This is a genomic window from Chelatococcus sp. YT9 (assembly GCF_018398315.1).
Taxonomy (GTDB): Bacteria; Pseudomonadota; Alphaproteobacteria; order Rhizobiales; family Beijerinckiaceae; genus Chelatococcus.
In genome coordinates, this window is sequence record NZ_JAHBRW010000002.1 from 616,050 (window position 1) to 633,369 (window position 17,320).

At 60.7% G+C, this 17,320-nt stretch carries 15 protein-coding genes and 1 pseudogene; 9 read left to right on the top strand and 7 right to left on the bottom strand.

Annotation, left to right across the window (positions count from 1 at the left end; translation table 11 throughout):
• Positions 1-11: 11 nt before the first annotated feature.
• The 7 genes from KIO76_RS22900 to KIO76_RS22930 all read right to left on the bottom strand — a co-directional run bounded on the left by KIO76_RS22900 (position 12) and on the right by KIO76_RS22930 (position 6,603).
• Complete coding sequence (locus KIO76_RS22900) at positions 12-719, bottom strand: ABC transporter ATP-binding protein (RefSeq protein WP_213325898.1); 708 nt, start codon at positions 717-719, stop codon at positions 12-14.
• Positions 706-1,491: an ABC transporter ATP-binding protein gene (locus KIO76_RS22905; protein ID WP_291976157.1), complete on the bottom strand. Its 786-nt coding sequence runs from the start codon at positions 1,489-1,491 to the stop codon at positions 706-708. Before KIO76_RS22905 ends, KIO76_RS22900 begins: the two co-directional genes overlap by 14 nt.
• Positions 1,488-2,498: a branched-chain amino acid ABC transporter permease gene (locus KIO76_RS22910; RefSeq protein ID WP_213325899.1), complete on the bottom strand. Its 1,011-nt coding sequence runs from the start codon at positions 2,496-2,498 to the stop codon at positions 1,488-1,490. Before KIO76_RS22910 ends, KIO76_RS22905 begins: the two co-directional genes overlap by 4 nt.
• Before the next feature lies 1 nt (position 2,499).
• A complete protein-coding gene (locus tag KIO76_RS22915; protein WP_213325900.1) occupies positions 2,500-3,381 on the bottom strand; it encodes a branched-chain amino acid ABC transporter permease in 882 nt (293 codons plus the stop codon).
• Complete coding sequence (locus KIO76_RS22920) at positions 3,378-4,634, bottom strand: ABC transporter substrate-binding protein (RefSeq protein WP_213325901.1); 1,257 nt, start codon at positions 4,632-4,634, stop codon at positions 3,378-3,380. Before KIO76_RS22920 ends, KIO76_RS22915 begins: the two co-directional genes overlap by 4 nt.
• An 80-nt stretch (positions 4,635-4,714) precedes the next feature.
• Positions 4,715-5,647, bottom strand: a complete 933-nt coding sequence (gene kce / locus KIO76_RS22925; RefSeq protein ID WP_213325902.1) for a 3,5-dioxohexanoate:acetyl-CoA acetone transferase — start codon at positions 5,645-5,647, stop codon at positions 4,715-4,717.
• Positions 5,644-6,603 carry a 3-hydroxyacyl-CoA dehydrogenase gene (locus KIO76_RS22930; protein ID WP_213325903.1) on the bottom strand — a complete coding sequence of 320 codons (960 nt, stop codon included), beginning with the start codon at positions 6,601-6,603 and terminating at the stop codon, positions 5,644-5,646. The genes kce and KIO76_RS22930 overlap by 4 nt, the downstream gene beginning before the upstream one ends.
• Before the next feature lie 176 nt (positions 6,604-6,779).
• On the opposite strand from KIO76_RS22930, the gene KIO76_RS22935 reads away from it, so the two are divergent.
• The 9 genes and pseudogenes from KIO76_RS22935 to KIO76_RS22975 all read left to right on the top strand — a co-directional run bounded on the left by KIO76_RS22935 (position 6,780) and on the right by KIO76_RS22975 (position 17,241).
• Positions 6,780-7,526 carry a GntR family transcriptional regulator gene (locus tag KIO76_RS22935; RefSeq protein WP_213325904.1) on the top strand — a complete coding sequence of 249 codons (747 nt, stop codon included), beginning with the start codon at positions 6,780-6,782 and terminating at the stop codon, positions 7,524-7,526.
• 17 nt (positions 7,527-7,543) lie between these two features.
• Complete coding sequence (locus tag KIO76_RS22940; protein ID WP_213325905.1) at positions 7,544-8,335, top strand: SDR family oxidoreductase; 792 nt, start codon at positions 7,544-7,546, stop codon at positions 8,333-8,335.
• A 376-nt stretch (positions 8,336-8,711) separates the two neighbouring features.
• Positions 8,712-8,924, top strand: a complete 213-nt coding sequence (locus KIO76_RS22945; RefSeq protein WP_213325906.1) for a ParD-like family protein — start codon at positions 8,712-8,714, stop codon at positions 8,922-8,924.
• A pseudogene (map, locus tag KIO76_RS22950) lies at positions 8,921-9,692 on the top strand (type I methionyl aminopeptidase). The gene KIO76_RS22945 and the pseudogene map overlap by 4 nt, the downstream one beginning before the upstream one ends.
• Positions 9,693-10,210: 518 nt before the next feature.
• On the top strand, positions 10,211-11,116 hold the full coding sequence (locus KIO76_RS22955) for a LysR substrate-binding domain-containing protein (protein ID WP_213325907.1): 906 nt from the start codon (positions 10,211-10,213) through the stop codon (positions 11,114-11,116).
• 198 nt (positions 11,117-11,314) lie between these two features.
• The gene (locus tag KIO76_RS22960; protein ID WP_213325908.1) at positions 11,315-12,256 is read left to right on the top strand and encodes a dihydrodipicolinate synthase family protein; all 942 of its coding nucleotides are present in this window, start codon (positions 11,315-11,317) and stop codon (positions 12,254-12,256) included.
• Between the two features lie 4 nt (positions 12,257-12,260).
• Positions 12,261-14,525: a molybdopterin-dependent oxidoreductase gene (locus KIO76_RS22965; protein ID WP_213325909.1), complete on the top strand. Its 2,265-nt coding sequence runs from the start codon at positions 12,261-12,263 to the stop codon at positions 14,523-14,525.
• A 46-nt stretch (positions 14,526-14,571) separates the two neighbouring features.
• Positions 14,572-15,573, top strand: a complete 1,002-nt coding sequence (locus KIO76_RS22970; protein ID WP_213325910.1) for a substrate-binding domain-containing protein — start codon at positions 14,572-14,574, stop codon at positions 15,571-15,573.
• Between the two features lie 39 nt (positions 15,574-15,612).
• On the top strand, positions 15,613-17,241 hold the full coding sequence (locus tag KIO76_RS22975) for an ABC transporter substrate-binding protein (protein ID WP_213325911.1): 1,629 nt from the start codon (positions 15,613-15,615) through the stop codon (positions 17,239-17,241).
• Positions 17,242-17,320: the final 79 nt, after the last annotated feature.

The following is a 17,320-nucleotide window of genomic DNA, read 5'->3' on the forward strand; positions in this document are numbered from 1 at the left end:
GAATTAAAATATCAAGCAATCGCCAGATGACGATTGCGAATGGATTCATCCCGGTCGAAATCTTCCCAGGTTCCCGAAAAAACGACCGCCCCGGTCCCAAGCACATACACGTTCGATGTCGTCTGCCGGCCAAACCAGATATTCTGCTCAACCAGCAGCAAGGTGATGCCGAGGTCAGCGCAGATCTTGCTCACTATTCTTGCAAGATCTTCCACGATTACCGGCGCCAGCCCTTCGGTCGGCTCGTCAAGCAACAGAATCTTCGGGCGCGAGGCAACGGCACGGGCAACACTCAGCATCTGCTGCTGGCCGCCGCTCAACTGTCCCCCAAGGCGGGCGCGCAGGGGTCCGAGCATCGGAAACCACTCGTAGATCTGCTCTGGCGGGATCGCAGGGCGATCGGCGGATGCGCCGAAGCGACCGAGCTCGATATTTTCCTCTACGGTGATATGCGTGAAGATCCGCCGATCTTCCGGGACGAAGGCTAGTCCGCTTTTCGCGCGGCGGAACCAGGCTTGCTTGCCCAGCGTGTGGCCTTCAAATTTGACCTTCCCATCCACGCGGGGACCGGAATTCGCGATGGACTTCAGCAGTGTCGACTTGCCCGCGCCGTTGCGTCCGAGCACTGTCGTCCGCTGTCCAGCAGGAACGGCAAGGTTGATATCCTGCAGGATGTGGCTTTGCCCATAGTAGGCGTTGAGGTTTTCAACCCGCAGCATGATACATGTCCTTGCCGAGATAGACCTCACGCACCGTGGGGTCGTTGCGGACCTCCTCGACGCTGCCAGCTGCGATGACCTCGCCGTAGTTCATTACCATGACGGAGTCGGCCAGGGAGAAGATCACGTCCATGTCGTGTTCGGTCATGACCACGGCTACGCCTTTTTCGCGCCTGATCCGAAGGATGACTTCGACGATCCGCATGCGGTCGGCGGGCGCCATGCCTGCGGTCGGCTCGTCCAGCATCAGGATTCTGGGCTCAAGGGCGAGCGCAAGCGCCAGCTCCAGCCGCTTCTTGTCACCATGGGAGAGGGTCGCCGCCGTCTCGCCATGCAAAGACGCGATGCCGAGTTGCTCCAGCAACAGGCAAGCTTCCGCGACGAGATCGCTCGAGGGCGCCGTTTGCCACCAGGCGCCGGTGCGTTCGCCCCGGCTCCTGCGGCGAGACTCAAGCGCGACGATGACGTTTTCGAGCGCCGTCAGCTCCAGGAATACGCGTGAAACCTGGAACGTGCGGCCCATGCCCTCGATCGTGCGTTCGTGCGCCGGCATGCTCGTAACGTCCTTGCCGCCGAAATTCACCTTCCCCGACCGGCAGTTGACTTCACCTGTCAAAGCCTTGAACAACGTCGTCTTGCCGGCACCGTTGGGGCCGATGATGGCAAGCGACTCTCCCTCCCTGACCGACAGGCTGACGCCCTTGATAACCTCGAAGGCGCCGTAACTGACGCGCAGATCGGCCGCCTGGAGCAATAGGTTGTGTGCATTCACGCCCGGCCTCCTCTTGTAAGGCGCGTGCGAAGCTTGCCGAGAATCCCGAGAACGCCCGTTGGCGCGACGAGGATGATGACAACGAGCACACCGCCCACCAGCATCTCCGACAAGCCGGGATAGTTGCGTGTCCAGTAGTTGATCGACGTGAAGACCACCGAGCCCACAACCGGCCCCCAAAAGGAGGTGAAGCCGCCGAGCAGCGAGTTCAGCATCGGCTGGGTGGAGGCCAGCCAGTTGACCTGGTCGAGCGTCACGATGCGGGTCCAGGGTGCTGACAGCGCACCTGCAAGGGCGGCGGTCGCTCCCGAAATCATGAAGGAAATGACCCGATAGCGCGCGACATCGATACCGATGAATCTCGCCCTGTCGGCATCTTCGCGTATGGCGCGGAAGGTCCGGCCAAGACGTGAGTGAATGACCCACCATAACCCGCCAATGACGAGCAGGCAGGCGATCAGAAGGAAGCGGTAATAGGCATTGCTATGGGTCAGATCGAGCGACGTGATGCCGAGGTTAATCACCGGCCGCGGAATATTCCCCAACCCATCCTGCTCGCCGAGCGCCGGAGTAAAACCGATGATCTTGCCGAGCGCTTCTGTCAGCGCCACTGTCAGCACCGCAAGGAATATTCCTGTCAGCCGCTTCAACGCCACGATGCCGATCACATAGGCGACCAAAGCACCCAGGATACCTGCAACCAGCAAAGTCACCACGAAAGGCAGCGGAAAGCCGTAGCGCAGCGACGCACCCGTGAAATAGGCGCCTATTGCATAAAAGCCCGCGTGCCCGAACGAGGCGAGCCCCGTGTAACCGAACAGAAGATTCCACGAGAGCGCAAAGACCGACTGGATGAGCGTCATTCCGATGATGAACAGAAGTCCCGGATTCACCAGTTCCGGCGCAAAGAACAGCAAAACGACGAGTACTGCGCCGAATGCCGAGAGCAGATACTGATCCGTCAACGAGGGCGCTTCCCCGGACCGGGTCCAAGATGCGTCGGTCATGTCACAATGCTCCTTGCGGAGGGAACAGGCCTTGCGGACGCGCGACCAGGAAGACGGCCAGGAGGATGTAGACGGCGATGCCGCCATATTCCGGGAGGAACGTCGCGTTTGCGCTTTCGACCAGGCCAAGAAGGATACAGGCGATGAATGTTCCGCGAATGCTTCCCAGCCCTCCGATGACCACCGCCAGAAATGCGTAGAGGATAAAGGAACTCCCGACGTGAACCGAAAGTGTCTGGTTGGGAACGAGTATTCCGCCCGCGAAACCCGCGAGAGCGAAGCTCGCCACGACGCTGAGCATCAACACCATGGGTACGTTGATGCCGATCGTACCGGCCATCCAAGGATCGTTGGCGACGGCGCGCATGATCTTGCCGGCCCACATGCGGTTCATGATCAGTTCCAGAACCGCAAAGGCCGCCAGACCAATGGCAATTACAAGGATCGTGTAAAGCGATATGTAGGATGATCCGATTTTGACTGCGGTATCGACCTCCGGCGGCGGCATGACGGAATAATAATCCGAACCCCAGATGGCCTTGGCGACCCCTTCGCAGAAAAGCATCAGGCCGAAGGTGGCGATGAGAACATAGTGGTAGTCGACGTTCCGCAACCGGCCGAGCACGAATTTGTCCGTCACCAGCCCCATCATTCCGATGGCGATGGCCGCGAGAAGTGCCACGCCGATGAACGCCCAGAGGGACCCCGGAGAGGCGCCGCCGATCGTATAGGCGATGTACGCGCCCAACATGAAAAAGGCGCCGTGGGCGAGGTTCAGGATCTTGAGGATCCCGAACACCCAGGTCAGACCGGCTGCCACCAGGAAGAATGCCATTCCCGACGCCAGACCGTTGAACAATACAAAAACGGATTGGTTGATCATTGCGGAAGATCTTTGATGTCGAATTTCACCCCAGGAGCGGCGGGTTCCATCATCTGAGACGAATCGATCTGCGCCATCTGCATGATCTTGTAGAAGGGGTCTTTGTCCGACGGGCCCATCTGGGAATAATAGCTGGTTGCTATCAACTGGTGATCTTCCTTGCGGAAGCTGCATGGTCCGCCGGGCGTCTGGAATGTCAGGTCTTCCATGGCAGCGATTACGGCGTCGGTTTCACTCGATTTAGCTTTCCTGACACCTTCGAACAGTGCCATCGCGCTGCGCTGGCCCGCCATGACGAGTGCCGGCGGAAATTTGTTCCCTGTGGACTCGACATAGTCCTTGTAGAGCTGCTGGCTGAGGGGATTGCTCTTGAAGGGCTCAAGGTCGTTATTCCAGTAGGAGATCGACCACAGGTTCGGATAAGTGTTTCGGCCCATGGCCTTGCCGGTGACTTCGCCGTTGCCGACCTCACCAATCACCTTGAACTTGTCGTAAAGACCGACGCCACGGGCCTGCTGGAAGAAGCTGATCTGGGCGGCACCGGCGATGCCGACATATAATCCCTCCGCCTTCGAACTCATGAGGGCGTTGATCTGGGTGCGGAAATCAGTCGCCGTGCCCTGGGTGAAGATCGTGTCGAGGACGGTCGCGTCCTTGCCGGGCGCATATTTTTTGACTGCATTGCCAAAGAACAGAGCTGAATCGCGTCCGAAATCGCCATCGGGAGCAATCGATATCCAGGTCTTCACCTCGGGATGGGTCTCGATCAATGACCGTCCGAACGAGCTATATTGGGTGTAATTGTTCGCGACGGTCCGGAAGATGTTGCGGTTGAAGAGCTCGTGGGTGACCGGCATGCCGGCCGCGCCGGCGATGATCACCACCGCATTGAGCTCAGGCGCGAGCGGGGCGAGCCCCAGTGCCGTTACCGTCTGCGAACCGCCGATCAGCAGATTGATACCTGCTCCCGCGAGCTCTCGCGCGACCGCCACAGACTCCGCACTGTTGTACTTGTCGTCACGCACGACCAGTTCGATTTGCCGGCCGAGGAGGCCGCCGTCGCGGTTCACCTGCATGGCCGCGATCTCAGTTCCCTTCATGAACTGAGTTCCGACTGGGGCACCAACGCCGCTCAGCGCGTAGGAGACGCCAATTTTCAACGGGCCAGACTGCGCACGCAGGTAGGTGGCTTTCATGCCGAGCGACAGACCAGCGCCGGCGGCAAGGCCCTTGAGCAACGTTCTTCTTTTCATTGTTCATTCCCTCCAACCATGGCCCGACTTCCGGTCAGGTCCGTCTCGCATTGTTCACATCACAGACTGACGCCGCCTGATCAAAATGCGACGTCCGCCCCTCCCTTGAGGTGTAGGATCTCGCGCGCCTCTTCGGGCGTCGCAATGCGCAGGCCGAGCCCCTCGATGATCATACGCGCAAGTCTCACCTGCTCGCCACTCGACTGAGCCTTGCGTCCCGGTCCGGCCCACAGCGAGTCCTCCAATCCGACGCGCACGTTCGCCCCCATCGCGGCGGCCTGCGCCACAATGCGCAACTGGCTGGCACCGGCACCAAGCACGGACCATCGATAGTCGGATCCGAACAGCCGATCCGCGGTGCGCTTCATATGCGCGACGTCTTCCGGATGGGTTCCTATTCCCCCCAGGATGCCGAACACGGACTGAACGAAAAATGGCGGTTTGACGAGACCACGCTCCGCGAAGTGGGAGAGGTTGTAGAGATGAGATATGTCGTAGCACTCAAACTCGAAGCGCGTGCCATTCTCGCTGCAGGTTTCGAGAATGTACTCGATGTCCTTGAATGTATTGCGGAAGACGACGTCGCGTGTTGCCTCGAGATGCTGGCGCTCCCACTCAAACTTGAACTCCGGATATTTCCCGAGCAACGGGAACAGGCCGAAATTCATTGAACCCATGTTGAGCGAGGCGACCTCTGGCTTCAACGTGGCGGCTGGAAGGACACGCTCTTCCAGCTTCATATGCGGGCTGCCACCGGAGGTGATATTGATGACAGCATTGGTCGACTGCTTCAGCCGCGGCAGGAAGCGCATGAACGCTCCGACCGTCTGGTCAGGCCGTCCATCCTCCGGGTTGCGCGCATGCAAGTGCAGGATCGAAGCGCCGGCCTCCACTGCTCCCAGCGAATCCGCGATGATTTCTTCCGGCGTGATCGGCAGGAACGGTGACATCGTGGGGGTATGTATGCCGCCGGTCACGGCGCAAGTAATGATGACAGGAGATCTTTCGGTCATTTTACGTTTGCATCCTGTTCGTCGAGCATATCTCTGCGGAATTTCGCAACTTCGATCAGATTGCGATCACGCCAGATCTGGCGATCCTTGAGATGAGCAAAAGGCAGGGCTTCACGTCGCTCAGCTTCAATCGTCTCCAACGCCCTGCCAGCCCAATCAGCGGAGCTGCGCATCGTATCCGTCATCCGGCGAAACATGGCTTGGTAACGTTCGACGTAATCGCGGACCCCTGCAGGGGCGTTGAGATCGATCGTCTCGAAGGGCCCCATGAATATCCAGCGGGAGGCCAGTCCGTCACGAATACAAGCATCGATGTCTTCCGCGCTCGCATATCCGCCGTCGACAAGGCGAAAGCACTCATCCAGGATCGCCGCTTGCAACCGGTTCAACAGGAAACCGTCGATCTCGCGCTTGACGAGCACCGGCTGCTGACCGAGCGACTGCATGAGCCCGACCGTCCTGGTGACGGTCTCTTCCGACGTCCATGGCGCAGGAACGACCTCGACCAGCCGGATCAAATGGGGCGGGTTCACCGGATGGGCCACGACGCAGCGCGCCCTGCCCTCCAGGGATGCTGTGAATGCCGAAGGAAGCAAGGACGAGGTCGATGACGCGATCACCGCATCTGAGGGCGTAGATCGATCAAGCTTCGTGAAAAGCTCGCTCTTCAGGTCGAGAATTTCCGGCGCGTTTTCTTGCACGTGGACGACACCGTCCACGGCCTCCTCCAAGGTCGGAACCGCCGCAATGCGCGCCAGTATCTCGTCGACGCCACGACCATTGAGCAAATCGGCCTGAGCAAGATCAGGCAGGATTGCCGCGATATAGTCTCTTGCCGTGACTAACGCGTCGGCTCGCGGGTCCCAGAGCCTCACATCAAAGCCGCGACGCGCGAAGGCGATTGCCCAGCCGCGACCGATGAATCCCGATCCGATAATGGCGACAGCCGAAGCCACGCGCGCCTCCCAAGTTTTTTGACGATGTGCCGGCACAGCGTCGACGTTTGCAAAAGCATCCTCGGCAAAAGCGCGCTTGTCAATATCTCTGATCTGTGATCACAATTTGAGCGAGGCGCTTTCCATGCTAAGCCACATTTCGTTGGCGGCACACCAGCGTCCGGGAGCAAGAATAGATGGATGTCAATCTTGGACAGATCGAATCGGCAACGATCCAAGTCCAAGTCTACCGGCGGCTCAGGGAAGCCTTGTTCACCGGCATGTTTGCACCCGGAGAGGCGCTGACCATTCGTCGGCTCGCTGATATTCTGGGTACGAGCCCGATGCCGGTCCGTGAAGCCTTGCAGCGACTAGTGGCCGAACATGTTCTCGTGCAGATGCCGAATCGCACATTCAGGGTCACGCCTTTTTCCGCGGACATGTTCCGTGAGCTGGTCCGTGTGCGCATGACCGTGGAGGGGTTCGCCGCGGCCGAGGCAGCACGGCGCGCGACCCCGGCTCAACTGAGGCGGTTGGCCGCGATCAATGAAAAGATGGCGAAAGCTCTCGATGTCTATGCGCCGGCGGATGTGATGACCGCCAACCGCGAATTCCACTTCGCGCTCTACGAGATGACCGAGATGCCGCAGCTTCTGGACATCATCAATGGGCTCTGGCTTCGGGCAGGCCCTTATTTGATGAATGCCCACAAGAGCCTGGAGGACCCGCGAGCCTTTTTTGCCTCCGGTGTGAAATTCCATAGCCGCGTCGTCGACTGCTGTGTTGCCCGGGAACCCAGGCGAGCGGCCCGCGCATTGGCCTGCGATATCTGGCACTCCGCCCGGAATTTTCGCGTGGACGTCGGCAGGATCAACGATCCCGGGCAGGTCGACCCGGAGAAACGTCGCCGCACCGAGACGGCACGGAAACTAAAGGTTTCATAGAAGAGGGATCGCAAGCGATGAACCTTACCGGAAAGACAGCGATCATCACAGCGGGCGGGGCCGGGATCGGCTTCGCGATCGCCAAGCGGTTCGTCGAATATGGCGCGTCGATCTGCATTTGCGATATCGACGAACAGAGCCTCGCGGCCGCGGCTTCCGCGATCCCCGACGCTCTCGTCATTCGTGCTGACGTGTCCAGGGCCACTGACGTCCAACAGCTCTTCGACGCATTTCGAAAGCGCTTCGACCGCCTGGATATTCTCGTGAACAATGCCGGCGTGTCTGGTCCGACCAAACCAGTCGACGAAATCACGGACACAGAATGGCAGTCGACCCTCGACGTCAATATCACCGGCATGTTCTACATGGTTCGCGCAGCGGTGCCGCTCTTCCGAGCACAGCATTCGGGCGCCATCATCAACATGTCCTCGGTGGCGGGACGGCTCGGAATGCCTCTGCGCACGCCTTACTCTGTTTCAAAATATGCTGTTCGAGGTTTGACGGATGTGCTCGCGATCGAGCTCGGCGAGATTGGGGTGAGGGTCAATACCCTGTTGCCCGGCCTCGTAGACGGCCCACGCGGGCAACGCATCATAGCAGAGCAGGCCCACGCACGCGGAATGAACGTCGAGACGTACGAAAAACTTTTCCTGCATAATATTTCCATGCACACAAAGGTACAGATGGAAGAAATTGCCGATATGGCGGCTTTCCTCGGGTCTGATCTGGCTCCCCATATCAGCGGACAATCCATCAGTGTCTGCGGGAATTTCGAGAGCTATCGCGCGCCAATGGTTCTCGATACATAGAGATCGAACGATCTGATCCAAACTCGCCCGGGTCCCCCGGCTAGCACAATCGGATATCCAACGACGCCCCTTATCAACGAACGGGCGAGCTTTGAACATGCCGGGTGAGCAGCCAGGTCTATCGGCTGCGGCAGATTGCCAAGACAACGGTCGTCGCTGCCTGCAAGCGTTTGACACGATTTCCGAAGTGCGACACTCGCGGGTTGCGATGGGTTAGCTCATGGTGTGACCCCACTTTCATCTCGTCAACGCAAACTCAGTGGATCTCTGCAGCCGCTTGGAAGGCATCGATCGGCGCGCTGTGCCACGCCGACTGTTGCGGCGCCAGACGCCCCACTATATGATTTGCATATGAATCATATAGTAGGTTTAATCCATGGGTATCGTCAACATCGAGGATGAGCTGCACGAGCAGCTGCGGCGGGCGAGCAAGGCATCTTACCGGTCGATCAATGCCCAGGCCGCTTTCTGGATCAAGATCGGCATGCTCTGCGAGCTGAACCCGGGCATCACCTTCCAGGAGCTGGTCGCGCGCGAGCTGAAGGAGGCGGGGGTCAGCGTCGTCGATCTTGCGGCAACAGCCACATGACGAAAACGCCGGCCGAGGTTGAAATGCTGGCGGCCTCCGGAAGGCTGCTCGCCTCCGTCTTCGCGCATCTGGACGAACAGCCCCTTGCCGGGTTGAGCACCCTGGAGGTCAACGACCTTGTCGAGACCTTCATCGTCGACAGGCTCGGCGCGCGGCCTGCCAGCAAGGGCCAGTATGACTACGGCTTCGTGCTGAACAGTTCCAGAAACGCGGTCGTTTGTCACGGCGTGCCGTCGCGCGACGACGTTCTTGAGAACGGAGATATCGTCAATTTCGACATCACGCTCGAGAAGAACGGCTACATCGCGGATTCGAGCAAGACCTTTCTCATCGGCGATGTGGCGCCTGCGGCCAAGCGGCTCGTGCACACGACCTATGAGGCGATGTGGAAGGGAATTCGCGCCGTGCGCCCCGGGCGCAAAACTTGGCGACATCGGCTACGCCATCGAGCGTCATGCCAAGCGGAACGGCTATTCGATCGTGCGGGAATATTGTGGTCATGGCATCGGGCGCGAGATGCACGAGGCGCCGCAGGTGCTGCATTTCGGAAAGCCGGGATCAGGCGCGACCTTGCGGGAGGGTATGGTTTTCACGATAGAACCCATGCTCAATCAGGGGCGCAGGACAGTGCGCACCGAAGAAGACGGATGGACCGTGGTCACAGCGGACGGGAAGTTATCGGCCCAGTTCGAACACACAGTCGCGGTCACGCGTGAAGGCGTCAAAGTATTGACGTTGCGCCCGGACGAAACGCAGCCTCCCCAGTGAGGCGAGAACCCCTGCGCCAACTACGATCGCTCTTATGAGCCTGCCCAATCTGTGCAAGGCCCGCGCCGGGTTGCAATCTCTTGAGCCGCTGATGCGACTTCGGCAGAGCGCTATTCAAGCAGCCCGGCACATTTGCCGCTCGAGAAGCGCGTGCCGCCGGGTTGCGGTTCGTAGAGCGCAATGTGCAGTGGCGAGATCAGTACGGCGGCTTCTGCTGTTCGTGCCTGCTGTTCGTGCTCTGCAGGTCTGCTCGGATGACGTGCGGCGATGTCGAGCCGGCAACAACCCTGCGCTAACCTTTGCTGCCAGCCCCGCATGCCTGATCGCCTACGCAAAGCGATGCGGGATCGTGCATCGCTTGTGCTGGCATGCGCTCACGCAAATTTTGAAATCTCCTATCCTGATGCCCTATAGACTAGGTAGAAGTTGATTCGAGGATCCGGTGGGGGCGTGCGGATGAGGTCGAAGCCCATGGCCGGGGCGGAAGCCAAACGTAAGGCGCCCGGTGAGCGAAGAGAATGAACGAGCGACAGATTCGGGCTTTCAAGCTTGTCATGCAGCACGGCTCCGTCACCGCTGCATCGCAGGCCCTCAATATCTCCCAGCCAGCCGTCAGCCGTCTCATCTCGGAGTTGGAACACAGCGTCGGTTTTCCCGTCTTCCTGCGCAAGGGCGGCAAGATCGAGCCGACGGTCGAAGGGCGCCAGTTCATGCAGGAAGTGGCGCGCATGTTCTATGGGCTCGACCGGCTCGAGCAGGTGGCGCGCGAAATCAGGGACCTGAGACGCGCGGTGCTGAACATGGCGGCCATGCCGATGATCAGCCTAGAGATCATGCCCAAGGCGATCGCGCGCCTCTTGGCCGATGTCGGCAGCATGACGATCGCGCACGATGTTTACGGGTCACCGCAAATCCTCGATCTCATATCCAGCCGGCAGATCGATCTTGGCATAGGGCAGTTTCTCGGCCTGCAGCATAATATCGATGTGATCGCCTCGTACCGGACCTGCTGCGTCTGCGCGATGCTGCCGGAGCATCCTCTCCGCGGACACGAGGTCCTTACCCCGCGTGACCTCAAGGGCCACCCACTGGTAGCCTTGTCCCACCATACGGCCGTCGCGAGCTACATCACGCAGAGCTTCGCGGAAGCCAATGTCCAGCCGCAGATCGCAGTGGAAAGCCAACCGTCATACACGGCATGCGGGCTGGCTGCCGCGGGTGTCGGCATCGCGATCGTCGACCCGCTGACCCCGCGCGCATTTCGCACCAACCTGCGCTTGGTCCCGTTCAAGCCCGAGATTCCGTTCGATTTCCACATCTTCAAGCCGACTGATACCCCGCTCAGCCGCCCGGCAGAGACCTTTTGCCGGCACCTGTCCGACGTGCTCGCCGAGTTCAGCGAAGTGACGCGACTGGGGCCATGACTATTGCACATAGCACCGTCACAAAATTGTATTTGATCTTTCGCCGGCAGCCGACACCATGGACTGCAGATCGGGATGATGAGACGTGGGGTTGTGTCCGGCCTGAATGTCAGCTGGTCGCCGTGTCCGGGTCAACGAGAGCTTTGATCGGCTGCGCCACGTTTCCTTCCTCGGCTTTGTCCTAAGCGAGGTAAAGGGATGGCACATATCAAACCAAAGGGCTCATTCGTGGCCCTTATTACGCCGATGAACGCCGATGGTTCGATCGACTATCAAGGCTTTGAGACGCTGCTTTCCTGGCATGAGAGCAACGGCACGGAAGCCGTCCTCATCATGGGGTCGACCGGCGAGGTCTCGATGCTTTCGCCGGACGAGCGCCGTGAAATCATCTCCCGCACCGCGAAGATGAAGACCGGCAAAATGCTGTTCTATTACGGCTGCACCGGCAACAACACGCAGACCACCATCGATTATGTACGCTACGCCAAGGCCGAGGGCGGCGACGGCGCGATCATTGCGGCTCCCGCCTACATCTGCGCGGACAATGCGGCAATCACGGACTATGCCTGGGAAGTCTGCGACGCAGTCGATTTCCCTATCGGCTTCTACAACAATCCGCCTCGCGTAAAGACGGATCTGCACTGGACCGACATTCTCAAGCTCGCCAAGCACCCGAACATGGTGGTTCTGAAGGAATCCACCACCCGCGTCGGTCAGGTGGCACAGGTATGCGCCGCAAAGCCCGACATGGCGATCATGTGCTGCTGCTCGCCGAACCTTGGCCTGGTCATTCCAACAATGGCGCTCGGCGGTGACGGAACCGCCAACATGACCGGCAATATCATCCCGCAAGAGATGGCCGTCATCTCGAAGAAGTGGGAGAACGGCGATGACGCCTTCGCATGCCGAGAGGCATGGCTGCGCAACCTGCCGATGCTGCATTTCGCTTATTCCGCGATCAATCCGGTGGCGATCAAGTCCCTGATGCGCGCCATCGGTCTACCGGCCGGCCCCCTGCGCAAGCCACTGCAGGCGGTGCCCGCCGATCATCTGCAGATCGGCCTGAACGCTGTCCGCGACCTCGGTCTGGAAGAGCGTTACGGCTTCCGGATCAAACCGACCGCCATCGCGGCCGAGTAGCTGGATGAAGGGGTCGACCGCCATAAGCCTGTGCCATTGGGGCGCGTTCGAAGCCGAGGTGACCGGTGGATGCCTCGTTTCGGCGCGGCCCTGGGCGAATGGGCTGGCCGATCCCGACATGATCGGCGCACTGCCAGCCCTGGTTCATTCGCCCCTGCGGATCGATCGCCCTCATGTGCGCGAGGGTTTCCTGCGCCATCGTCACGCTGCGGGCGGGAGCGGGCGCGGCGTCGATCGCATGGTTCCCGTCGACTGGGATACGGCGCTCGACATCGTGTCCTCAGAGGTCGCGCGGATCCGGGACCTGTACGGTCCGGCTTCGATTCTCGGGGGCTCCTACGGCTGGTCCAGCGCCGGGCGCCTGCACCATGCGCGCAGCCTCGTGCGGCGCTTTCTCGCGGCAGCGGGAGGTTTCACCGATCAGCTGGGCAACTACAGCTGGGGCGCCGCGAATGCGATCCTGCCGTATGTGCTTGGTACCCCGGACGCGGTGGCATTCGCGGCGACAGAATGGAGAACGATCGCCGAAGAGACTGAGGTGCTGGTAGCGTTTGGGGGCCTCAATGCCAAGAACTGGCGTGTGACGTCGGGGGGTGCGGGTCAGCACCACATGGCCCGCTATGTTGACGCCGCAGCCCGGCGTGGCACCAAATTCGTGATTGTTTCGCCGCTTCGCGAAGATATCCCCCCCGGCATCGACGCGCTGCACATCGCGCCCAGGCCGAACACCGATACGGCATTGATCCTGGCGCTCGCTCACCGCGCCTTCGTGGAGAAGCGTGCTGACTTGCCATTCCTGGAACGGTACGCCGTGGGTCACGGCGAACTGGCCGCCTATCTGCGTGGCGACACGGACGGCATCGAGAAAACCTTCGCCTGGGCCGCGGGCATCGCCGGCATCACCACCGCTGAACTCGAGACCCTGTGGGGATTGCTCCGCCGTGGTCGCGTGATGCTGACGGCCTCGTGGTCTCTCCAGCGCGCCGATCACGGCGAGCAGCCCTTCTGGGCACTGATCGCACTCGCTGCCATTCTTGGCCAGATCGGGCTGCCGGGGGGAGGCTTCTGTTTCGGCTACGGGTCGATGAACGGCGTCGGAGCCGCGGCGCGACGCGGGTATATACCGACTCAGGACGGACTCGAAAATCCTGCGCGCAGCGCGGTCCCGGTGGCGACGCTAGTCGATGCCTTGTCCCGCCCCGGCGAAACGATCGATTTCAACGGCCGCAGGATCACCTTTCCCGACATCCGCATGGTGTATTGGGCCGGCGGCAACCCGTTCCACCACGCCCAAGACCTATTTGCGCTGGAGCAGGCATGGCAGCGGCCGGAAACGATTGTCGTGCACGAGCCGTGGTGGACGCCGACCGCCCGCCGCGCGGATATCGTCCTGCCCGCAACAACGACCGTCGAACGTAACGATCTCGGCGGCTCCTCACGCGATCCCTTCGTCTTCGCGATGCCCAAGCTGATTGATCCGCTTGCGGAGGCACGCGACGACTTTATGATTTTTGGAGAGCTGGCGGAGCGTCTCGGTTGTGGCGAAGCGTTCTCGGAAGGTCTCGACGAGTTCGGGTGGCTGCGCCGGCTGTGGCAGAAGACCGAAGCAAGGGGTCGGCGTGAGACGGTATCGGTGCCGGACTTCGACACCTTTTGGGCCGACGGCTTCTTCGCCGTTCCTGCGCCTGAAAGGCCGGAAGTGCTTCTGGAAGAATTCCGTAGCGATCCTATCTCAAGCCCTCTTCCGACGCCGTCGGGGCGAATCGAACTTTATTCAGAGCGCATAGAAGCCTTCGGCTATCAGGATTGCCCGGCGCATCCAGCCTGGCTCGAGCCGCATGAATGGCTCGGCAATGCCGAGCCGGATCAACTGCACCTCGTCACCAACCAGCCCGCCAAGCGACTGCATAGCCAGCTTTTCCAAGTGCAGTCTGATGGCGACCTCGAGCCAATCGCCATCCACCCCGCCGATGCGCGCCGCCGCGGCATCAGCGACGGCGATCGGGTACGCGTCGAGAATGGGCGAGGAACTTGCCTCGCCCGCGCTGAGCTGACCGGGAGCGTGCGCGAAGGCGTTGCGGTCATGGCGACAGGGGCATGGTTTGCACCCGCCGAAACAGAGCCGCGGCTCGAATGCAACGGCAACCCCAACGCGGTCACCGCAAACCGCCGCACCTCGGCGCTGGGACAGGCCTGCGCCGCTCTCAGTACCCTCGTGCGGCTGCGCCGGTTTGACGACGACCGAGACAGAAGTCCGGCCGTTGAATGACCGTGAAAGACTATTTGCCCCGACGCGGCACAGCAAGGATAGCTCGATGACCGACCCGGTTCTCCTGTCACTCGCCATAGGCGAATACGACCATGTTCAGGCGCTGTGCAGCGGTGCGGTGACGGTCAAAGGGGCCCGGCTGAACATCCAGAACCTGCCGGTTCCTGATATCTTCGCCCGTTTCACCCGTTTCCGCGAGTGGGATATCTCCGAGATGTCGCTGGCGATGTATGTCTCGCTGCTGTCGCAGGGGGACAAATCGCTGACCGCCATCCCCGTGTTTCCCTCGCGCATGTTCCGTCAGTCGGCCTTCTTCGTGCGGAAAGATGGATCGATCAAGTCCGCCCGGGACCTCAAGGGCGGCCGCATCGGCTTTCCTGACTGGTCCCATACGGCAGGGGTCTACGCGCGGGGTTTTCTCGCGCACGAATGCGGCGTTGCGCTCGATTCTGTCGAATGGGTGGAGGGCAGCGTCAACGCGACCGGCCATGCGCCCCATATCGCGATCGCCTGGCCGGCCGGTTTCAAAGTGACGAAGGCAAAGAACAAGTCGCTCAATGACATGCTGATCGCGGGTGAGCTCGACGCGATCATTTCATCCCATACGCCCGATGGAGCTCTCGGCGCGGATCCAGCGCTCGTTCGCCTCTTTTCCGGCGGGATGGCCGACGAGGCCGACTACTACCGGCAGACCGGCATCTTCCCGATCATGCATGTGGTCGCCATTCGCTCCGAGATCTATGAAGCGAGTCGCTGGCTCGCGGCGAACCTGTGCCATGCGTTCGAGGCGGCCAAGCAGGACAGCCTGCGCCGCATGGCAGACAGCATGGTCTCCCGCTATCCGTTCCCATGGATGTATGAGCAGGCCGCTGCGGCGCGCGCCCTCTTCGGCCAGGACTTCTGGCCCTACGGTGTGGCGCGCAACACGGTCACCCTCACGAAATTCCTCACCTATTGCCAGGAGCAGGGCGTTTCGCATCGCCCGGTTGCTCTCGACGAACTCTTCGCGCCAGAAACCGTTGGCCTCTTCGGCCACACAGCACAATAACGACGATTGTATCGATGCAAAAAAACAGAGGGCCTGGAAATGACGCCGTTTGACCTCCTGAAGTCCAAGTTGACCCGGCGCGCCTTCGCGCGCAGCGCGCTCATTCCGCTGGCCGCCGTGGCGCTCGCGCCGATGATGACACCGGCGGTGAGCCAGCCCAAACAGGGCGGGGTCATGACGATGAGCCTTGATCCGGAGCCGTCAATCCTCGTCTCAGCGCTGAACAGCGCCTCGCCGGTCTATGTCGTGTCGTCGAAGCTCTTCGACGGTCTTGTGAGCTATGACAAGAACTTTAACCTCATCCCCCGCCTGGCCACCGAATGGAAGGCGTCAGACGACGGTCTGACCATCACATTCAAGCTTCGTGACGGCGTGACCTGGCACGACGGAAAGCCCTTCACGTCCGAAGATGTCCAGTTCACCTTCATGGAGATTCTCAAGAAACTGCACCCGCGCGGCAAGGGAACTTTCGCCAATCTGCAGTCCGTCGAGACGCCGGACGCGCAAACGGCTGTCTTCAAGCTGTCCGCTCCGACGCCTTACCTGATGCGCGCACTTGCCGGCGCTGAATCGCCGATCATGCCGAAGCACATCTACCAAAACGGCGATCCGATGCGAAACCCGGCCAATACCAAGCCAATCGGGACGGGTCCATTCAAGTTCGGCGAGTTTGTCCGGGGAAGCCACTTGCTGCTGCAGCGCAATGAGAACTATTGGGACAAGGGCAAACCCTACCTCGACCAGTTGATCATCCGCTTCATCTCGGACAGCGCCTCGCGCGCGGCAGCGCTTGAAAGCGGCGAGGTACAATATGGGGCGCAATACGTGGTGCCCCTGTCCGACGTCGCGCGGCTCGGCAAAAACCCGACGCTTGAGGTCAGCACCGACGGCTGGGAGTACAACACCTCGGTGAACTACTTCGAGTTCAACCTGCGCAAGCCGCAATGGCAGGATGTCCGCGTGCGTCAGGCTATCGCCCATGCCATCGACAAGGACTTCATCGTCAAGAATATCTGGCATGACTTCGCCACGGCGGCGAAGGGCGGCCCAATCACGATCAAGCAGTCCGATTTCTACACCGACGACGTGCCGCAATACGAGTTCGACCTCAAGAAGGCGGCTCAGCTTCTCGACGAGGCGGGCTACAAGGCCGGTCCCGACGGCAAGCGCTTCTCCGCCACGATCGACTACTCGCCGAGCGGCGACACCTTCCGACAGACCGCCGAAATCCTGCGCCAGAACCTCGCCAAGATCGGGATCACGCTGACGCTTCGCGCGCAGGACGGACCGACCTATGTCCGCCGGGTCTGGACCGACAATGATTTCGACCTGAACATCTATTCGGTGTCGAACATCGCCGATCCGGTCATCGGCATTCAGCGCCTCTACTGGTCGAAAGCGATTCAGCCGGGCGTGGCCTATTCGAACGGCTCGAGCTACTCGAACCCCGAGATGGACCGCCTGCTCGAGGCCGGCATGGTCGAGAACGATCCCGAAAAGCGTCGGCAGATCTATAAGCAGATGCAACAGATCGCGATGACCGACCTGCCGACATTCCCAATCGTCTACATCGACTGGTTCTCGATCTACAACAAGAAGGTCAAGGGCTTGAACACAACCGCGCTCGGTCTTTACGAGAACTTCGCGGACGTCTCCATCGAGGAGTGATCTCAGGCGAGCCCGGCCGACAGACGGTCGGGCGCATGCCGACGAGCCACATCCGTCGCGCCGCCCGAGGGCGCGCCGG

Bases quoted from the DNA above. Each gene is read 5' to 3' on its own strand.
- KIO76_RS22900 (WP_213325898.1), bottom strand. From the start codon at position 719: ATGCTGCGGGTTGAAAACCTCAACGCCTACTATGGGCAAAGCCACATC.
- KIO76_RS22910 (WP_213325899.1), bottom strand. From the start codon at position 2,498: ATGACCGACGCATCTTGGACCCGGTCCGGGGAAGCGCCCTCGTTGACG.
- KIO76_RS22915 (WP_213325900.1), bottom strand. From the start codon at position 3,381: ATGATCAACCAATCCGTTTTTGTATTGTTCAACGGTCTGGCGTCGGGA.
- KIO76_RS22920 (WP_213325901.1), bottom strand. From the start codon at position 4,634: ATGAAAAGAAGAACGTTGCTCAAGGGCCTTGCCGCCGGCGCTGGTCTG.
- kce (WP_213325902.1), bottom strand. From the start codon at position 5,647: ATGACCGAAAGATCTCCTGTCATCATTACTTGCGCCGTGACCGGCGGC.
- KIO76_RS22935 (WP_213325904.1), top strand. From the start codon at position 6,780: ATGGATGTCAATCTTGGACAGATCGAATCGGCAACGATCCAAGTCCAA.
- KIO76_RS22940 (WP_213325905.1), top strand. From the start codon at position 7,544: ATGAACCTTACCGGAAAGACAGCGATCATCACAGCGGGCGGGGCCGGG.
- KIO76_RS22945 (WP_213325906.1), top strand. From the start codon at position 8,712: ATGGGTATCGTCAACATCGAGGATGAGCTGCACGAGCAGCTGCGGCGG.
- KIO76_RS22955 (WP_213325907.1), top strand. From the start codon at position 10,211: ATGAACGAGCGACAGATTCGGGCTTTCAAGCTTGTCATGCAGCACGGC.
- KIO76_RS22960 (WP_213325908.1), top strand. From the start codon at position 11,315: ATGGCACATATCAAACCAAAGGGCTCATTCGTGGCCCTTATTACGCCG.
- KIO76_RS22965 (WP_213325909.1), top strand. From the start codon at position 12,261: ATGAAGGGGTCGACCGCCATAAGCCTGTGCCATTGGGGCGCGTTCGAA.
- KIO76_RS22970 (WP_213325910.1), top strand. From the start codon at position 14,572: ATGACCGACCCGGTTCTCCTGTCACTCGCCATAGGCGAATACGACCAT.
- KIO76_RS22975 (WP_213325911.1), top strand. From the start codon at position 15,613: ATGACGCCGTTTGACCTCCTGAAGTCCAAGTTGACCCGGCGCGCCTTC.